The 18,479-nt window shown below is 29.5% G+C and carries 19 protein-coding genes; 18 read left to right on the top strand and 1 reads right to left on the bottom strand.

Translation table 11 applies throughout. The features are described from left to right. The 14 genes from WBG30_RS00105 to WBG30_RS00040 form a co-directional block, all read left to right on the top strand. A partial coding sequence (locus WBG30_RS00105) for an extracellular solute-binding protein (RefSeq protein WP_424502610.1) occupies positions 1-729 on the top strand: 729 nt, incomplete at its 5' end. 64 nt (positions 730-793) lie between these two features. Next, a complete protein-coding gene (locus tag WBG30_RS00100; RefSeq protein ID WP_424502609.1) occupies positions 794-1,660 on the top strand; it encodes a carbohydrate ABC transporter permease in 867 nt (288 codons plus the stop codon). Further along, on the top strand, positions 1,660-2,520 hold the full coding sequence (locus WBG30_RS00095; RefSeq protein WP_424502608.1) for a carbohydrate ABC transporter permease: 861 nt from the start codon (positions 1,660-1,662) through the stop codon (positions 2,518-2,520). The genes WBG30_RS00100 and WBG30_RS00095 overlap by 1 nt, the downstream gene beginning before the upstream one ends. 232 nt (positions 2,521-2,752) lie before the next feature. Continuing rightward, positions 2,753-3,223: a MarR family winged helix-turn-helix transcriptional regulator gene (locus WBG30_RS00090; protein WP_424502607.1), complete on the top strand. Its 471-nt coding sequence runs from the start codon at positions 2,753-2,755 to the stop codon at positions 3,221-3,223. Positions 3,224-3,494: 271 nt separating this feature from the next. Further along, positions 3,495-4,463 (top strand): FomA family porin-like outer membrane protein, encoded by a 969-nt coding sequence (locus tag WBG30_RS00085; RefSeq protein WP_424502606.1) that lies wholly within the window; start codon positions 3,495-3,497, stop codon positions 4,461-4,463. Positions 4,464-4,820: 357 nt separating this feature from the next. Beyond that, a complete protein-coding gene (malQ, locus tag WBG30_RS00080; RefSeq protein ID WP_424502605.1) occupies positions 4,821-6,317 on the top strand; it encodes a 4-alpha-glucanotransferase in 1,497 nt (498 codons plus the stop codon). 89 nt (positions 6,318-6,406) lie between these two features. After that, the gene (locus WBG30_RS00075; RefSeq protein WP_424502604.1) at positions 6,407-8,797 is read left to right on the top strand and encodes a glycogen/starch/alpha-glucan phosphorylase; all 2,391 of its coding nucleotides are present in this window, start codon (positions 6,407-6,409) and stop codon (positions 8,795-8,797) included. A gap of 244 nt (positions 8,798-9,041) precedes the next feature. Next, complete coding sequence (gene aqpZ / locus WBG30_RS00070) at positions 9,042-9,737, top strand: aquaporin Z (protein ID WP_424502603.1); 696 nt, start codon at positions 9,042-9,044, stop codon at positions 9,735-9,737. Between the two features lie 105 nt (positions 9,738-9,842). After that, positions 9,843-10,085: a TIGR03905 family TSCPD domain-containing protein gene (locus tag WBG30_RS00065; protein WP_424502602.1), complete on the top strand. Its 243-nt coding sequence runs from the start codon at positions 9,843-9,845 to the stop codon at positions 10,083-10,085. Between the two features lie 204 nt (positions 10,086-10,289). Further along, positions 10,290-10,562: a DUF1294 domain-containing protein gene (locus WBG30_RS00060; RefSeq protein ID WP_424502601.1), complete on the top strand. Its 273-nt coding sequence runs from the start codon at positions 10,290-10,292 to the stop codon at positions 10,560-10,562. A 117-nt stretch (positions 10,563-10,679) separates the two neighbouring features. Continuing rightward, on the top strand, positions 10,680-11,105 hold the full coding sequence (locus WBG30_RS00055; RefSeq protein WP_424502600.1) for an FKBP-type peptidyl-prolyl cis-trans isomerase: 426 nt from the start codon (positions 10,680-10,682) through the stop codon (positions 11,103-11,105). Positions 11,106-11,295: 190 nt separating this feature from the next. Further along, positions 11,296-12,612: a 16S rRNA (cytosine(967)-C(5))-methyltransferase RsmB gene (rsmB, locus tag WBG30_RS00050; protein ID WP_424502599.1), complete on the top strand. Its 1,317-nt coding sequence runs from the start codon at positions 11,296-11,298 to the stop codon at positions 12,610-12,612. 67 nt (positions 12,613-12,679) lie between these two features. After that, on the top strand, positions 12,680-13,306 hold the full coding sequence (locus WBG30_RS00045) for an O-methyltransferase (RefSeq protein ID WP_424502598.1): 627 nt from the start codon (positions 12,680-12,682) through the stop codon (positions 13,304-13,306). A gap of 224 nt (positions 13,307-13,530) precedes the next feature. Further along, positions 13,531-13,725 carry a hypothetical protein gene (locus tag WBG30_RS00040; protein WP_424502597.1) on the top strand — a complete coding sequence of 65 codons (195 nt, stop codon included), beginning with the start codon at positions 13,531-13,533 and terminating at the stop codon, positions 13,723-13,725. Positions 13,726-13,803: 78 nt separating this feature from the next. Here WBG30_RS00040 and WBG30_RS00035 read toward each other — a convergent pair whose 3' ends face one another. Beyond that, entirely contained in the window at positions 13,804-14,145 is a 342-nt protein-coding gene (locus tag WBG30_RS00035; RefSeq protein ID WP_424502596.1) for a hypothetical protein, read from the bottom strand. A 223-nt stretch (positions 14,146-14,368) separates the two neighbouring features. On the opposite strand from WBG30_RS00035, the gene WBG30_RS00030 reads away from it, so the two are divergent. The 4 genes from WBG30_RS00030 to WBG30_RS00015 form a co-directional block, all read left to right on the top strand. Continuing rightward, positions 14,369-16,075, top strand: coding sequence for an AMP-dependent synthetase/ligase (locus WBG30_RS00030; protein WP_424502595.1), 1,707 nt, complete (start codon positions 14,369-14,371; stop codon positions 16,073-16,075). 63 nt (positions 16,076-16,138) lie between these two features. Continuing rightward, a complete protein-coding gene (locus WBG30_RS00025) occupies positions 16,139-16,420 on the top strand; it encodes a hypothetical protein (RefSeq protein ID WP_424502594.1) in 282 nt (93 codons plus the stop codon). 10 nt (positions 16,421-16,430) lie between these two features. Continuing rightward, a complete protein-coding gene (locus tag WBG30_RS00020; RefSeq protein WP_424502593.1) occupies positions 16,431-16,931 on the top strand; it encodes a hypothetical protein in 501 nt (166 codons plus the stop codon). A 134-nt stretch (positions 16,932-17,065) separates the two neighbouring features. After that, positions 17,066-18,479 (top strand): Na/Pi cotransporter family protein (locus tag WBG30_RS00015; RefSeq protein ID WP_424502592.1); only part of this gene is annotated, 1,414 nt, incomplete at its 3' end.

Here is an 18,479-nt window from a genome sequence, read left to right as displayed (position 1 = left end):
GAAGCTGTATTCGCAACTGCAGGTAAAGAAACATGGGTAACAGGATTACATTATTCAAATGTAGCTTTAGCACAAGAATTTGGAAGTGTATTTGATGCTTATAATGCTAAAAATGTTGAGTTTACATATTCAGATGGAATGAAAAAATTATTTGATCTACAAATAGACTATGGTAGAACGCCTATAAATGCAACTGATTATTCTACTCAAGTAGAAAGATTATTTTCTATGAAAAAAGTAGCTATGACACAACAAGGAAACTGGGCATTTGGATCAGTTAAAGGAATAGATGAAGAATTAGCCAAAGACATAGGATTCTTACCAATGCCAATTGTAGGAGCTAAAGAAAATGTATTACCAGTTGGAATTCCAATGTATTGGACTGTAAATAAAGATTTAAGTGAAGCTCAGATAAAAGCAGCTAAAGATTTCTTAAATTGGATGTATACATCTGAGACTGGAAAAGATTATGTGATTAATAAATTTAACTTTATACCACCATATAAAGGTTTTGATGGAGACAACTTACAACCAAAAGATCCATTAGCTAAGGATATAATGGCATTTTCAGAAGCAGGAAACACTATTCCTTGGGTATTTATGGGGTATCCTACAGGTTGGGGAATGGAAACATTAGGAGTAGAGTTACAAAAATACATAGATGGTCAAATTACTTGGGATGAAGTTACAGAAACTGCAAAAACTTCATGGAGAGAGAGCAGAAAATAAAAATTAGATAAATAAATAAAAAAAGGGGTCGAACCCCTTTTTTTCTAAAAAAGGAATGATGAGAATGAATTATAATAAAAAAACATTTTGCTTATTTGCAGGACCTATAATAATTGCATTTGTAATGGTACTAGTAATACCATTACTTATAGGGATGTACTATTCATTTACAGAATGGAATGGAAGAATGGATCAGGTTCCAAATTTTATAGGTTTAAGTAATTATATTGCTATAATCAAAGATGAGGGATTTAGAAATGCTTTTATTTTTACAGCTAAATTTACAGTAGTATCTGTAATTGTTATTAATGCAATAGGATTTAGTTTAGCACTTTTGGTAACAAAAAAATTAAAGATTTCTAACTTTATGAGAACTATATTTTTCATGCCTAACTTGATAGGAGGATTAATATTAGGTTTTATATGGCAGTTTATATTTATGGGTGTATTCCAAACTATTGGTGAAATAACAGGTTGGACATTTTTTCAGGGCTGGTTGGCAGACGCTAATACTGGTTTTTGGGGATTAGTAATAATAATGGTTTGGCAGATGTCAGGATATTTGATGGTAATTTATATTGCAGCACTGCAAAATATTCCAAAATCATTGTTAGAAGCAGCAGATATAGATGGTGCCAATGGTTGGGCAAAAACTAGGCATATAATATTTCCTATGGTAGCTCCGGCATTTACTATAAGTATGTTTTTAACTTTGGCGAATTCATTTAAATTATTCGATCAAAATTTATCTCTTACAAATGGAGGTCCAGGAGGATCTACAGAGATGTTGGCTTTAAATATCTATAAAACAGCATATACTTTTACTAACTATGGTGCTGCTCAGGCAAAAGCAGTTGTATTTTTCTTGCTAGTAGCTTCTATTACTATGGTGCAGGTATATATTAATAAGAAAAAAGAGGTGGAGATGTAATGAGAAGTAAACAAAATTCAAGAATATTACTGTATATCATAGGAATTTTTACATCTTTCTTATTTATATCACCATTTTATATATTAATCGTAAATGCTTTTAAAACTAAGAGGGAACTTTTTGGAAGTACTTTGACCTTGCCAAAAGAATGGATGTTAGATAATTTTAAAGTAGCTTTACATAAACTTTCATTTTTATGGGTTGGGAAAAGTTTTAGTATAGAAGGTGTCTTTGGGTCAGCATTATTTAATTCGATGTTTATAACAATTACTAGCACAATTTTAATTATTATATTTTCTTCTATGGCCGCCTGGATCTTAGTAAGGACAAAGTCAAAAATGAGTACCATTATATTTTATATGTTCATTGCAGCTATGTTGGTACCATTTCAAGCTGTAATGCTTCCTTTGGTAGCTTTTATGGGAAGATTAGGTTTACAAAATAGATTTGGAATAATATTTATGTATCTAGGATTTGGATCAAGTTTTTCTATATTTCTCTATCATGGATTTATAAAGAGTATTCCTGTATCATTAGAAGAAGCAGCAAGGATCGATGGCTGCGGTCCTTGGAAAGTGTTTTGGAAGATTATTTTTCCTACATTAAAGCCAATCCATGTGACAGTATCTATTCTAAATACAATTTGGATTTGGAATGATTTCTTATTACCTCAGCTTATGATAAATAAAAAAGGGACTCAAACTATTCCATTAAAAATGTATCTTTTCTTTGGAGGATATTCAAAACAATGGCATCTTGCCATGGCAGGATTATTAATAGCTGTAATACCAATAATAATATTTTATTTCTTTGCACAAAAACATATTATAGAGGGAGTAACGGCAGGATCTGAAAAATAAAAAAAGCTTCATTTTTCTCAAAAGAGAAATGAAGCTTTTTTTTTGAAAGAAAGAGGTTAAGTATGATTTAAAAAATATTCTTTCTAAAGTAATTGAAACTAAAAAAATTAGGAAAGGTGTACTGAAAACAAATTTTTTGTGTTTTAAAATAGGAAAAAATTAATATTTAAAATTGAAAAAAACTAAAAAAAAAGGTATACTTTCATCTAGGGAAAAAGAGAGGTGGTTAAAATTGGAAAAGAAAGAGATAATTATAGATGTTTTGACAGTAGCAAATGCTATTTCAATGGCGGGAAAAGAATTGTTAAATGACGTATTAGAAAAACACAATATAAGTTATAAAGAATATTATTTGTTGCGTCATTTGGAAAAAAGTCCAGGAGAAACACAGTATAACCTTTTAAAATATACAACGCTAACTAAATCTAGAGCTAATCAGATAGTGAGTAAGTTAGAAAAAATGGGCTATTTGGAGAAGAAAATAGAGATGGTAGGATCACTCTTAAAAAAACCATTATATTTAACAGAGTCAGGTAAAAAAATAGTGATAGATGGAGTTGAAGAGATCTATGCAAATACCATAAAAGATCTTAGTGAAGAAGAAAAATTAGAATATAAAACATATAGAAGTAAGATGATTGAAATACTTGTGAATATGAGACTTACTTTAGGAACGATGAAACCAGAATATTTGAAAGAATAATAATTTAAAAAGTATGAAATCAAAAAAGTACTCTCTGTCTAAGAGAGTGCTTTTTTGATACACGAACAATAAAAATAGTATTAAGTTACCCTTATTAGTTAAGTATTCATTAGTTAAACGGTTTAATAAAACAACCATTGTAGAAGTTTGATATATAGAGTAAACTTCTAACAAGTTAATTAGATTAATTTTTTTTAATAATGATGTTATTAAAATTAAATCAAATTAATGTTTGAGGGAAATTAAAATATTTATTTTTAGGAGGAAACAAATGAACAAGAGAAGAATAGCTTTATTAGCTGGATTAATGACGGTTGGAATGGTATCATTTGCAATGACTGATAATTCAGAAATGTTAACACAAGAGCAAAAGCCATTGAGTATTTTTAATATCAATGACAGAGTAAGATTTGATGAAAACAGATTAGAAATGAATGGAAACTTCCATTTAAATGAAAATAACAGATTAGAAGTAAGGGTTAGAAGTTATTCTGATGTTTCAGATACATTTGGATCAGATACAGGAGCTGGGACTGGAAAAGCTGAAACTAATGATAGTACAGAAATGAGAATGAGATTATATACTCAAACTTCTACAGAAAATTTAGAAGTTAGAACTGAGTTAAAGACAAACACATATGAAGGTAGTGGAAACAAGCAATATTTAAGAGTGCAACCAACTTACTATTTATATAATTCAAATGATTCATTTGCATTATTAAGAGCTGGATTTGGATATACTCATGGAACTGATGGAAGTGACGCTTATTCATTCACATCATCATCAGAAAATGTATATACTATAAACAACTATTTCTCAGTAGAAGGAAACGTTTATTATGATTATACATTTGCTTCAAGTAGCAATAAAAATCATAATGTAGATGTAGAGGCATATGCATATGCTAACTATCCATTATATGAAGGAAACGATATGAAAGTAGTGGCATTGTTAGAGGGTGGAATGGATCCATATTCATTCGGAGCTAGACATTTTGATGATTTAACTGATGTAAGCGGAAGTAAAACAGAAAATGGTCATGAAACATATGTATTCTATGCGGAACCATCAGTAAAAGCAACTAAAATGTTAAATGAAAATAACTCAGTTTATTTACAAGCTGGTTACTATATTGAAACTACAAGTAATAATGATAAAACTGGTTCAACTTGGACAGGTTCTTCAGACAAGTATAATGATACTGGATTTGTAAGAGTTGGATTTACATCTGCATTTTAAATTTTATAAAACTTATATAACAAAGCACCCCTATAAAGGGGTGCTTTGTTATATATAAGTAATAATTATAATATATAAATTACTATTCAACTGACTTTAATAAAATAAAATGTTTGTAAATAAGGATAATTGTAAAAAAACAGAAGACTTTCCTTGACAATAGTTGGATTATGTATTAATATTATATGGAAACGATTCCAAGATGTAGAAAATAGTTACTAAAGACAATATTTTTAGAACTTAAATCATTAATTATACAGATGAGATTATAACTATTACAATTGTTTAATGGAAAGTTTTAACTTTAATTATAAAATTGAAATAATTAATTTGACATAGGCAATGGGAGGAATAAATATGTTTAAAAGAAGTAGTGGAATATTACTACATATTTCATCTTTAAGCGGAGATGGAGGGATAGGAACTTTAGGGAAAGAAGCTTATGAATTTGTTGATTTTTTAAAAAAATCAGGACAAAAACTATGGCAGATTTTACCACTTGGGACAACTTCATATGGAGATTCTCCATATCAATCTTTTTCAGCCTTTGCAGGAAACCCTTATTTTATAAGTTTGGAAGAGTTGGTGGAAAGAGGCAGTCTTGAAAGACAAGAGATAGAAAATGCAGATTTAGGAGACAATAGGGAATATATAGATTATGAAAAACTATATATAAACAAATTAAAACTTTTGAAAAAAGCTTTCCTAAATGAGGGGAAAGATTTTTTAGAAGAGATAGAAAAATTTAAGGAAAAACATATATATTGGGTAGATGACTACGCTCTATTCATGGCACTAAAAGATAAAAATAGTGGGTTAGAATGGACAAAGTGGAAAAAATCAGAAAAATTTGCCCATATCAATACTCTAAAAAAATATAGGATAGAATTGAAAGAGGAGATAGACTATTATATCTACTTACAGTATTTATTTTATACTCAATGGGAAAAGTTAAAAAACTATGCCAATAAAAATGAGATAGAGATAATAGGAGATCTACCTATATTTATATCTGGAGATAGTGTAGATGCATGGTTAAAAACAGAATTATTTTTATTTGATGAGGAAAAAAATATGAAAGTTGTAGCAGGATGTCCACCGGATGCCTTTAGTAATACAGGGCAGTTATGGGGGAATCCACTGTACAATTGGAAGATCATGAGAAGACGTGGTTACTCATGGTGGATAGAAAGGATGAGAGCGGCTTTTGAACTATATGATTTAGTAAGGATAGATCATTTTAGGGGATTTGAATCATATTGGGAGATACCAGCAAATGCTCCTACTGCGAGACCTGGTAAATGGGTTAAGGGACCAGGGATAGAAGTATTTAAGGCTATAAAAAATGGATTAGGAGATCTACCTATCATTGCTGAAGATCTAGGGTTTTTAACTAATGGAGTAAGAAAACTCCTAAAAGATAGTGAATATCCAGGGATGAAAATATTGGAGTTTGCTTTTGATTCAAGAGAGGAAAGCGACTATCTTCCTCATAAATACCCTGAAAATTCAGCTGCGTATACAGGAACTCATGACAATGAAACCGTGGTAGGTTGGTATAAGAATGTAGTAAAAAATGATAGAGAACATGCTGAAAAATATTTAGAAGAATATTTAGGATTGAAGAACTTTAATGGTGAAAAAATAAACGATATATTTATAGAAGCTATATGGAAGTCTAATTCTAATTTAACTTTAGCTCAGATGCAAGATTTTTTAGGGCTAGATAATAGTGCTAGAATGAATATACCATCGACACTTGGAAATAACTGGAAATGGAGATTGAAAGGTGACGAGCTTACTGATAAATTGGCTGAAAAAATAAAGGAAATGACAATTAAATACGGTAGATAGGGAAGAATAGTTGGGAGTTAAAAATTTGAATATAAAGAGCAATATTAAAATTATTTTTGATTTCGCTGTAGGCGATCTGGGAGGAATACATGAAATTTGAAAAAGAAGTAGTGAAAAAAGGATTGGAAAGAGTATTATTATCTAAATACGGTAAGAATTTATCTGAAGGGCTGAACTTTGAAATATATGATGCATTATCTCAAACAATAATGGAAGAGATTGGACAATCTTGGAAAGCTACTAAAGATATATATAACAACGGAAGAGAAGCATTTTATTTTTCTGCTGAATACTTAATGGGAAGAGCATTTAGTAATAACTTAATCAACTTAGGAGTATATGATGGAGTTAAGGAACTGCTAGAAGAATTAAATATAGACATAAATAAAATAGAAAGTGTAGAATCAGATGCAGGTTTAGGTAATGGAGGGTTAGGTAGATTAGCAGCTTGTTTTATCGAATCCATGGCAACATTAAATCTACCAGGAACAGGATATGGTATCAGATATAGATTTGGAATGTTTAGACAGCAATTTGAAGATGGATTTCAAGTAGAATATCCTGATAATTGGTTGAAATATGGAGAATCTTGGAGTGTAAGAAAAGACAGTGAAAAGGTAGAAGTAAGATTTAATAAGAATGAGAGTGTAATGGCTGTACCTTACGATACACCGATTATTGGGTATGGGACAGATAATATAAATACATTGAGATTATGGCAAGCAGAAGCTGTAGAAGAGTTAGATTTAGCTGAATTTAATAAACAAAATTATACAGTTGCTATGGAAGAAAAAAATGAAGCAGAAAATATCTCTAGAGTTTTATACCCTAACGATGATACTGATGAGGGGAAAAAATTAAGATTGAAACAACAATACTTCTTTACATCAGCATCATTACAAGATATTATTAGAAAATTTAAATTAAAACATGGAACGGATTTTAGTATGTTACCTGATTTTACAAGTATTCAATTAAATGATACTCATCCAGTAGTAGCAATACCTGAATTAATGAGAATATTAGTAGATGTAGAAGGATTATTATGGGATGATGCATGGAAAATTGTAGAAAAAACATTTGCATATACTAATCATACAATCTTATCTGAAGCTTTAGAAAAATGGTATACAGAATTATTTAAAGAAGTATTACCTAGAATATATAATATAATCGTTAGAATTCATATTGATTTTCAAGAACTATTGGAAAAGAAATATCCAGTAGATTTAGGAAGAAGAAAAAGTATGGCAATAATTGATGAAGACACAAATTTAATTCATATGGCTTGGCTTGCAATTCATGGGTCTTATGCTGTAAATGGTGTAGCGGCACTTCATACAGAGATATTAAAGAATGCTGAATTAAAAGATTGGTATGAACTATATCCTGAAAGATTCCAAAATAAAACTAATGGAGTTACTCAAAGAAGATGGTTATTAAAATCTAACCCTGAATTAGCAGAATTAATCACAGAATTAATTGGTGATAAATGGATTACAGATCTAAGTGAATTAAAAAAATTAGAAACTTATGTAACAGATGAAAATATATTAAATAGATTTTTAGATATAAAGAATATTAAAAAAGAGCAATTAGCAGGATTTATAAAAGGTAATACTGGGGTAGAAGTAGATCCGAATTCTATATTTGATATCCAAGTAAAAAGATTACATGAATACAAGAGACAAATATTAAATATATTCCATATAATGGATCTATATAATAGAATAAAAGAAAACCCTAGTATGAAAGTTACTCCTAAAACTTATATCTTTGGAGCTAAAGCAGCATCTGGATACTTTAGAGCTAAGGGAATCATAAAGTTAATCAATGAAGTTGCAAAAACTGTAAATAATGATGCAGATGTAGATGGAAGATTAAAAGTTGTATTTGTAGAAAATTATAATATTTCACCAGCAGAATTTATATTCCCAGCAGCAGATGTATCTGAACAAATTTCAACTGCAGGAAAAGAAGCTAGTGGAACAGGAAATATGAAATTTATGATGAATGGAGCTCCTACATTAGGAACTTTAGATGGAGCTAACGTAGAGATAGTTGAGGAAGCAGGATTAGAAAATAACTTTATATTTGGAATGAAAGTAGAAGACATCATAGAGTTAAAAAAAGTTGGATATAACCCAACAAAAGTTATGAATGAGACAGAGGGACTTAAAAAAGTAATGGGTCAATTACTAGATGGAACTTATAGTGACGGAGAGACAGGAATGTTTAAAGAACTATATAATGCATTATTAGTAGGAGCATCTTGGCATGCTGCGGATCACTATTTTGTACTACAAGACTTTGCTGATTACAGAAAAGTAAGAGAAAGTATCGATGCTGCATTTGAAGATAGATTAGGATGGGCTAAGAAAGCATGGATGAATATATCTAACGCAGGTAAATTTACAAGTGATAGAACAATAGCTCAATATGCAAAAGAGATATGGAGGATAGAAGGAAAAAGAATATAGATAAAATATGAAAATTATATAAATATAGAAGGGGAAAAGATTATTAATTTAATCTTTTTTTCTTTTTTTTGAAGGTAAAAAATAAATAAAATAGTAAGAATAAGAAAGAAACTAGTAAAAAAATGAAAATTACCATATGAAAAATCTAGAACTTTTTAATTATCTAGGAATGATATAAACCTAAATGATACTTATCTGGATGCAACGTCACGTTGCTGTTTATTAAATTTTTTGGAGGGATGTTATGAAGAAAAAAATGATAGCAGAATTTATTGGAACTTTTTGGTTAGTGTTAGGTGGATGTGGAAGTGCTGTACTTGCAGCAGGGATTCCAAATTTAGGAATAGGTTTTGTAGGGGTTTCTATGGCTTTTGGTTTAACAGTATTAACTATGGCTTTTGCAATTGGACACATATCAGGTTGTCATTTAAACCCAGCAGTTTCTATCGGACTGTGCATAGGAGGAAGGCTTGAGAAAAAAGAGTTACTGCCTTATATAGTTTCTCAAGTGTTAGGAGGGATATTAGGTGCAGGAGTACTTTACATTGTAGCTTCTGGTTTGCCTGGCTTTGATCCGTCAGCTAGTGGGTTTGCTTCAAATGGGTATGGAATCCATTCTCCTATGGGATTTAGCATGTTATCAGGGTTAGTTACAGAGATAGTTCTTACCGCAATGTTTTTAATTATTATAATGGGAGCAACAGATAAAAGGGCTCCTCAAGGGTTTGCACCGATAGCCATAGGATTAGGGTTAACACTGATTCACCTAATAAGTATTCCAGTGACAAATACATCTGTAAACCCTGCTAGAAGTACAGCAGTGGCTATATTTCAAGGAGGATGGGCTATAGATCAATTATGGTTATTTTGGATAGCGCCAATTATAGGAGGGATGTTAGGAGCTCTTATATATAAAACTATGGAAGAAAAGCAAAAATAAAATAGCGGTAATTGAAGGGACACTAGTTAGTGAAAATAGTTGATAATTCTTGACTAAAATGCTACAATAATTGATGAAAATCATATGTGAAATCAGGAGGAAAAGATGCAAACATTTACAACTAGTGGAGTATGTGCTAAAACAATAGATTTTAAAATAGAGGAAGGCGTTGTTAAGAGTGTAAAGTTTAATGGCGGATGTGCAGGTAATGCCATTGGATTATCAGCGTTAGTAGAGGGAATGAGAGTAGAAGATGTAGTTACTAGATTAAAAGGAACTGAATGTGGGAAAAAAACTACATCATGTCCTGATCAATTAGCAAAAGCATTAAAAAAATTTATTAAATAAAATTAGGAGGAGGTTTTTAGTTTAGAAATACTAGAAACCTCCTTTAAATTTATCATATTTTTAAAGAAAATATGGTAAAATTAAAAGAGTTGAAAAAATATAATCATGAATTTTATAATGGCCATAATATATTCTTTAAAAGAGGTATAATTCAAACTAAATATAGTATTTTAAGTTTGTATAAAAACAAATAGGAGGAGTTGTATGAAATATATATATATTTATATAATAATAATTAATTTTTTAGCTTTTTTAATCTTTGGAATAGACAAATATAAGGCTAAAAAAGATTACTCTAGGGTATCGGAAAAAACACTATTTCTTCTCTGCTTTATAGGTGGTGGGATAGGTGGGTTTGTAGGAATGTATACCTTTAGACACAAAATAAGAAAATGGTACTTTAATCTATTAGTACCGGTATCAATAGTATTAGGAATTTATGGATGGTATATTATCCATGGTATTTTAACAAAATAATTAATTGAAATTAAAAGGATTAGTTGTAGATTACAGAGAAAAAAACCTTTGTGGATTTGGTGTAGGGGTTTTATTTATGAGAAAAATAAATTATAAATTAGAAAAGGAGTATTAAAAATGAAAATAGAAAACGGAAAAAAAGTAACTTTAGAATTTGTATTGAGAGATAATAAAGGAAATTTATTGGATAAAACAACAAAAGGAGATGAATTAATTTTTACTTATGGTGATGAAGCTGTAGTTATAGGACTAGAAGAAGCTCTTTTAGGAAAAAAATCAGGAGATAAATTTAATGTTAAAATAGCTCCTAATAAAGGTTATGGAGAATATGATGAAAATCTTACGATTGAGATGCCTATAGAGGATTTCGATGGAATGGGCCTTTATGATGGATTGGAATTTGAAGCGGAAACAGACGATGGTGTAGGAGTATTCACTATAAAGGAAGTCATCTCAGAAGAAGATAAAGTAGTAGTGGACGGTAATCATCCCTATGCAGGAATGACTCTTAATTTTGAGATAAAAGTAGTAAAGGTTAAGTAAAAAAATAGTGTGAAGTCGCATCTAGGTAGATGTAACTTAAATTTATAAAAACCTTAAATTTTTTAATAATTAAGAAGTTTATGGATAAGAAAATATAAAATTAATAATTGATGATTCTTAACTATTAATTCTTAATTTTATTTAGATTTATGGTATAATATTTAGCAAATAAATTAAAAGAGGTGTTAGTTTGAGTTTAAAAATGGATATAATAGGGTTGTTGTCACAATATGAGCATGGAAAATTTTCAAATATATTATTAAATGATTATTTTAAAGAGCAAGAAGCAGAGGTTACAGGATTAACTCGTGGAGAAAAAGGATTTATCACTGAAGTATTTTATGGAACGATTAGAAATGTAATGTTTTTAGATTATTCAATAGATAAAAGAGTGAAAACTATAGATAAATTATGGGTAAGAAACTTGCTTAGATTATCTATGTATCAAATACAATTTATGGACTCTGATGATGCAGGAGTAGTTTATGAAGGTGTAGAAGTAGCTAAATTAAGAGGTGGAACATTTATAGGAAGTTTTGTAAATGGTGTACTTAGATCATTTATCAGAGAAAAAGATGAAGATATAGAAAAATTATTAGAAGAGGGAAGAGAAGATATAGTTTTATCTTATCCAAAATGGTTCTTTGATGAAATCAAATGGGAGCATAAGGAAAATTATTTAGAAATTTTGAAATCTTATAAAAAAATTCCTAATATTAGTGTAAAAATAAATAAATTAAACTATAATGAGACAGATTTTTTAGCATTATTAGAGATTAAAGGTATAAAGATTTTAAGAAAAGTAGAGGACATTTATTATATAGATTCAGGAATGATATTAGAAACTAGTGAATTCAAAAGAGGTCAAATTACAGTCCAGGATGCATCTTCATTTTTAGCTGCTAAATATTTAGATCCTCAACCAGGAGAAAGAATATTAGACACTTGTAGTGCTCCTGGTGGAAAATCTATGGCTATGGCAGAAATGATGGAAAATGATGGTGAGATAGTAGCCCTTGATATCCATGAACATAAATTAAAACTAATTGAGAATAGAACTAGGCAAATGGGTATCGATATAGTTCATCCTGAGCTTATGGATGCTAGATTAGTAGATGCAGAATTTGGAACAGAATCTTTTGATAGAGTATTAGTAGATGCACCGTGTAGTGGTTTTGGAGTAATAAGAAAGAAGCCAGAAGTACTTTATACTAAAAAAATGAAAAATGTTCAAGAATTGGCTAAATTACAATTGGATATATTAAATTCTGCTGCTAAAGTGGTAAAAGTAGGAGGTATCTTAGTATATAGTACTTGTACTATATTAAATAAAGAAAATATTGAAAATGTAACTAGATTTTTGAAAACTAATCCTAACTTTGAGGTACAAAAAGTAGAAATTACATCTAATGTAAGTGGAAGTTTTGATAAAGTAGGTGGACTTAATATATTTGATGAATTCTTAGATGGGTTCTATATGGTCAAATTAAAGAAAATAGAAAAGTAAAAAAATATAATAATATGTAAGGGTGGATATTGTATCTGCCTTTTCTTTATAAAAAGGAGAATTTTTTATGATAGATGATCTAATAAAAGCAAATGAATATGTGATTTCTAAAATCAAAGAAAATGATAAAACTATTCTTGAGATGGAAAAATATGCAAAGGAACACAATGTTCCTATTGTTACAAAGGAAGTAGCAGAATACCTTAAATTTATGATTAAATCTAATAAGAGTAAAAATATATTAGAAGTTGGAACTGCTATTGGATATTCAGGAAGTGTAATGTTACAAGGGAGTGAAGATGTTACTATTACAACTCTAGAGATAGATGAGGATAGATATAATGAAGCTCGTGTAAATTTTGAAAAGATGGGATACAGTTTGAGAGTAAATCAAATTTTAGGAGACGCTCTAGTAGAAATTCCAAAATTAGAGGACACTTTTGATTTTATCTTTATCGATGCAGCCAAAGGTAAATATATGGATTTTTATAAAGATTCTTATAAGTTATTAAAAAAAGACGGGATAATATTTATAGACAATATTATGTTTAGAGGGTACCTATACAATGAATATCCTAAAAGATTTAGGACTATAGTAAGAAAATTAAATGAATTTATTGAATATCTCCATGAAAATGAAGACTTTGTACTTCTACCTTTTGGAGACGGAATAGGTCTAGTATACAAAAGATAATAAAAAAATTATAATATATAGAAAAATTAAATAAAGGGCTGTTATTAAAACAGTCCTTTATTTAATTTCAATACGATTTTAAAGAAATTAAAATTAAAATTAAAATTTCAATATAGATTTAAAGGAAATTTCAAAGAATAATATAAAATTAAAGAAGAGGTTTAAATAAGTACTTCTAAGATTTGAAATGAGAATAAAACATCTTAGAATATAAGGAGGTAGAGATGAAAATTATAGAACTTTTGATAGTCCTTTTATTAATTTTTATTTTAGCAAATTTTTATATGGGAAGATTTCAAGATAAAAAAAGTAATGAGGTTATTATTCAGAAAAAAATTTATATTGAATCCCAAGAAAAGTTGAAAGAAGCTAAAGAAATTATAAAAGATGGATATAAAAAATATGAGAATATAGATTAAAATAAACAAAAAGGAATTTGCCATTATTAATGGCAAATTCCTTTTTGTTAGATTACATTATAATCTCCCTGTTCTATTCTATAATTGTTCGTGACCTTCGATCTCATCTTTATGATCCCCATGAGGAGTAACTGTTCGAACAACATATTTATTGAAGGAATCATTATAAAATTTATATTTATAACTACCATCCATATGGGAAGTAACCCAAATTCCACTACAAATAGGAGTTTCATCTCTGTAAAGAGTCCAACTATCATAGTCTTTAGTGACTCCGTAATCACCATTGGCAAAAATTTCAATCTCTTTTCCAAAACATAGATTCCTTTCCTCATTTACAAGATGATAGAGACCATGCTTGTCACAATAGGTATAGTAATTTTCATGATTTGGAACTTTCTCAATAGTTTTTATTTCCACTTACGATATGTGATACATCCATTTTTTCATAATAATCCCTCCATAATAGCTAAAAAATTATATATACATATTTAAGGTTAGTTATAATGTAGATAAAAATATAACTATACTATTATAGATATAAGAAAAATTAATAAAATCCTTTAAAAATTAGATTTTTATTTAATTTTAAAATCTGCTATAATTAATTGGTATTAAATAAAAAAATTAGGAGAATATAGAGATGAAAACACTAAAAAAATGTATATGGATAGCTAGAGAAAAATATAGAAAGAGTATATTTATTAAATCAGCTTTAAAAAATTATACATATGATGAAATAATAGAAGAAGTTTTAAATTGGTCTGCTTATTTTATGGAAATAGGAATAAAAAAAGGTGACAGAATAGGAATAATAACTCCTAAATCTATAGAACAACTAAAATCTCTTTATGCAGTATGGATGGCAGATGGTATCATTGTTCCAATAAATGAAAATACCCGAGAGGGGGAACTAAAATTTATATTAGAGGATTCAACCCCTAAAGTTATTTTAACAATAGCTTCATTAAAAAATAAAATAAAAAATGTTTATCCAAAGGCGAAAATTATTCTTTTGGAAGACCTAGAAAATTTATCGGAATTTTCAACATATGAGGAAAAATTTGAAACTAGTTCAGAGGATACAGGGGCTATTATATATACTAGTGGCTCAACAGGAAATCCAAAGGGGGTCATGCTTACCCACAAAAACCTAGTTCGTAATGGGGAATCTATTATTAAGATAAAGAAAGTAACTACAAATGACTGTATTTATTCAATTCTTCCATATTGGCATAGTTTTTCCTTGGCTGTAGAAGTAGTGGGATCTATAAGTAGTGGATCAAGTCTAGGGTTTACAGAAAATCCAAGGAATTTTGTTGGGGATATTCCTCTATTTAAACCTACTATAATACTAGCTGTACCTAGAATACTCGAAATGATAAAAGGAAGTATAGAAAAACAGATAAAAAATTCTGGTTTAGAAGCTGAACAAGGATATAAAAAATTATTACAAATTGCACCATTTGTAAAGGGGGATAGACATGACTTTGTTCCTAATAAAGAATATAGACAGATTTACGATATCTTAGATGAAAAATTATTAGTGAAAATTAGGTCTGTTTTTGGAGAAAATTTTAGAGAGTTTATATCTGGAGGTGCGGCACTTGATATAAACTTACAAAGATACTTTGGTTATCTAGGGTTACCGGTTATGCAGGGCTATGGACTGTCTGAGACCTCACCAGTTGTCAGTGTAGATAGCCTAGAAAATTATAATTATGGAAGTTCAGGGGACTTATTAGAATGGCTTTTAGACCATCCTTTTGGAGATTTTACTTTTTTAGATGAATTTGGAAATAGAGGGAAGGACCTCAAGGGAGAATTTCTTTTAAAAGGAAGCTGTGTTATGAAAGGATATTGGAATCATAGAGATGAAAGTGCTAAAGTAATACAAGATGGCTGGCTTCATACTGGTGATATAGGGTATTATAAAGATGAAAAATTATATATAAGTGGTAGAAAAACTAATATGATAGTTTTAAAAGGTGGAGAAAATATTCATCCTGAATTTATTGAAAATGAATTAAAAAAGTCTGAGCTTATAGATGATGTAATGGTTATAGGAGATGGATGCAAAAGTTTATATGCATGTCTGACAGTCCCTGAAAATTATGACGAAGTTCATGAGAGTGAATTAAATACTTTACTAAAAAGTGAGGTCAAAAGATTAACCAGTCATTTGGTTTCTCATCAAAAGCCCAGAGGCATATTATTAGTTCCTAGATTTACAATTGAGGATGAGACCTATACAGGAACTATGAAAGTGCGAAGACATATGGTGAATAAAAGGGAAAATGAAAAGATAAATAATTTTTTAGTGGAAGTTGGGGAAAAGGAAAAAATATAAAAAGGAAAGTAAAATAAATATGTAATATTTAAAGATAAAGAATAAATTAATCGAGGTGCTTTTATGAAAAAAGAATTTCTAGAAATATTGATGAAAAAAAATGATTTTCCATGTAAATTAGATAAAAGAGATGGAGAACTCCTAAAAAAACTGTTTAAAAAGGATATAAAATTTGGAGCTGACTCTGCAAATAGAAAAAAAGTTAATGATCTAGAATTTAGATATATTTACGAGGAGGAGGGAATAAAATATATTCTTTTAGAGGAATATACTTTCAAAGAGGGAGAAACTTTTCTATCTTTGGAAAATTCCGTGGGAGTCGATTATTATTTTAACAAAATTTAGTTTCATTTTATTGATATTTTTATACTGTGGGACATGTTTTGCAAAAGACCCTCAACCTTCTCTAGAGGGTAGAACAATAGAAGCTAAAAAAGAAAATTCTATCTTAGTGATTATAGAAAATAGGGTTGGAATACCAGCAAATTTTTATCGGAGGTTGGAGTTTGAGACAGGGGAAGAACCACATATAAATGTGGGTTTAAGTACGAGAATAATACCTTATTATGCAAAATTAAAATATTTATTAGATCCAGAAGATCAATCTTCTCCTTATTATTTATTTTCGCTAGGAATTAATTTAGTTGAAGGTGAAGATATGGCTTTTGATGAATTTTTAGATGATATTGGACAAAGGGTAAATGTTGGAATAGGTGTTGGCGTTCTTTGGAAAAAAGTTGAGCTAGAAGTATTGTATGGGAAATATAATTATCAAAATGTTGGATCATCTCAGGAAAAAGAAAAAAGTTTGTATAGTTCAACAAAAATTACATTTGGCTGCAAATATAGATTTTGAGCACTTAGGTGCTCTTTTTTTCTAGACTTTTTACAGGTGTTATTGTATAATTTCAAAGGTTATGTAAAAGGCTTGTAAATTGTATGTAAAGGTTGTGTAAAACATGAAAAAAAATTATTTAGAGGAGCAAAAAAATGGGAGATGCGTTGAATATAATATTGAATGTAATTGGTGGATTAGGGATTTTCTTATATGGAATGGAACATATGGCCAGTGCAATGCAAAAGGTAGCAGGAGATAAATTGAAAAATGTAATTGCAATAGTAACTAAAAATAGATTTTTAGGTGTTTTAGTAGGTATAATAATTACAATTTTAGTCCAATCGTCATCTGTAACTACAGTTATGGTAATTGGATTTGTAAATGCAAGCTTAATGAATTTAACTCAAGCTTTAGGAGTTATATTAGGAGCTAATATAGGAACTACTGCTGTAGGTTGGTTACTTATTTTAAAGGTTGGAAAATATGGTCTTCCTCTAGCAGGGATAGGTGCGATTATAGGGATGTTTGCCAAAACTGAAAAAGGTAAGGAAAAATCAAAATTAATGATGGGAATAGGTCTAATATTCTTTGGGATGGAACTTATGAAAAATGGGTTTGAACCTCTTAGAGCAATGCCAGAATTTGTTGCAATGTTTCAAAGATTTCATGTAACTGGAATAGGAAGTGCATTTTTAGTAGCTATGGTAGGAGCCCTCTTAACAGCCATAGTACAAGCTTCGGCAGCTACTTTAGGGATAACTATAATGTTAGCTAGTCAAGGACTTATAGATGCACAAACAGGTGTTGCTATAGTAATGGGATTAAATGTAGGGACTACTATTACAGCATTCTTGGCATCCTTTGGTGCTAAGGCTAATGCCAAAAGAGCAGCTTATGCCCATACAATTATTAATATCTTTGGGCTTCTATGGGTACTTCCAATATATGGGATATATACAAAAATGATAGGGACGATTGTAGATCCTAGTGTAAATATAAGTGGTTTTTTAGCAGCAGCGCATACTATATTTAATGTAACCAATGCAATTTTGTTTATATTTTTATTGACACCATTGGCTAATTTTTTGAAAAAAATAATTCCAAATGATGACGTAAAAGCCAAAAGATATACGCATCTAGATATAAGAATGCTAGAAACTCCTACTTTAGCTATTGAACAGACAAAAGTAGAAGTTGCCTCTATAGGTGACGATATTAAATTAGCACTAGAGAAAGTTAAAACTGTTATAGAAAATAATTTACCAAAAAATTCTGATGAAATAGCAGAAGTGTTTAGAATTGAAGAAAAAGTAGATATGATTCAAAGTGAAGTAGCAGAGCTAAACTCACAAATTTTAGGTTTAAATATAGAGCAGCATTTAGTTATGGTTACAAGAAAAAATATAGCTATCTGTGATCAATATGAATCCCTAACTGACTATACCGAAAGAATTATGAAGGTATATGCTAGATTAAAAGAAAATGATTTAGTTATTAATGAACATAAAAAAGAAGACCTATTTATGCTACACAATGCAGTAGAGAAGTTTTTTAATCTAGTGAACA

It is taken from the genome of Psychrilyobacter sp., from assembly GCF_049671765.1.
Lineage (GTDB): Bacteria > Fusobacteriota > Fusobacteriia > Fusobacteriales > Fusobacteriaceae > Psychrilyobacter.
Note: the sequence above shows the minus strand (reverse complement) of the source record. Positions and strands in the feature narration are given on the sequence as shown.

Excerpts from the sequence above, each read along its gene's own strand:
- WBG30_RS00100 (WP_424502609.1), top strand. The coding sequence starts at position 794 with ATGAATTATAATAAAAAAACATTTTGCTTATTTGCAGGACCTATAATA.
- WBG30_RS00095 (WP_424502608.1), top strand. The coding sequence starts at position 1,660 with ATGAGAAGTAAACAAAATTCAAGAATATTACTGTATATCATAGGAATT.
- WBG30_RS00085 (WP_424502606.1), top strand. The coding sequence starts at position 3,495 with ATGAACAAGAGAAGAATAGCTTTATTAGCTGGATTAATGACGGTTGGA.
- malQ (WP_424502605.1), top strand. The coding sequence starts at position 4,821 with ATGTTTAAAAGAAGTAGTGGAATATTACTACATATTTCATCTTTAAGC.
- WBG30_RS00075 (WP_424502604.1), top strand. The coding sequence starts at position 6,407 with ATGAAATTTGAAAAAGAAGTAGTGAAAAAAGGATTGGAAAGAGTATTA.
- aqpZ (WP_424502603.1), top strand. The coding sequence starts at position 9,042 with ATGAAGAAAAAAATGATAGCAGAATTTATTGGAACTTTTTGGTTAGTG.
- WBG30_RS00065 (WP_424502602.1), top strand. The coding sequence starts at position 9,843 with ATGCAAACATTTACAACTAGTGGAGTATGTGCTAAAACAATAGATTTT.
- WBG30_RS00060 (WP_424502601.1), top strand. The coding sequence starts at position 10,290 with ATGAAATATATATATATTTATATAATAATAATTAATTTTTTAGCTTTT.
- WBG30_RS00055 (WP_424502600.1), top strand. The coding sequence starts at position 10,680 with ATGAAAATAGAAAACGGAAAAAAAGTAACTTTAGAATTTGTATTGAGA.
- WBG30_RS00045 (WP_424502598.1), top strand. The coding sequence starts at position 12,680 with ATGATAGATGATCTAATAAAAGCAAATGAATATGTGATTTCTAAAATC.
- WBG30_RS00040 (WP_424502597.1), top strand. The coding sequence starts at position 13,531 with ATGAAAATTATAGAACTTTTGATAGTCCTTTTATTAATTTTTATTTTA.
- WBG30_RS00030 (WP_424502595.1), top strand. The coding sequence starts at position 14,369 with ATGAAAACACTAAAAAAATGTATATGGATAGCTAGAGAAAAATATAGA.
- WBG30_RS00025 (WP_424502594.1), top strand. The coding sequence starts at position 16,139 with ATGAAAAAAGAATTTCTAGAAATATTGATGAAAAAAAATGATTTTCCA.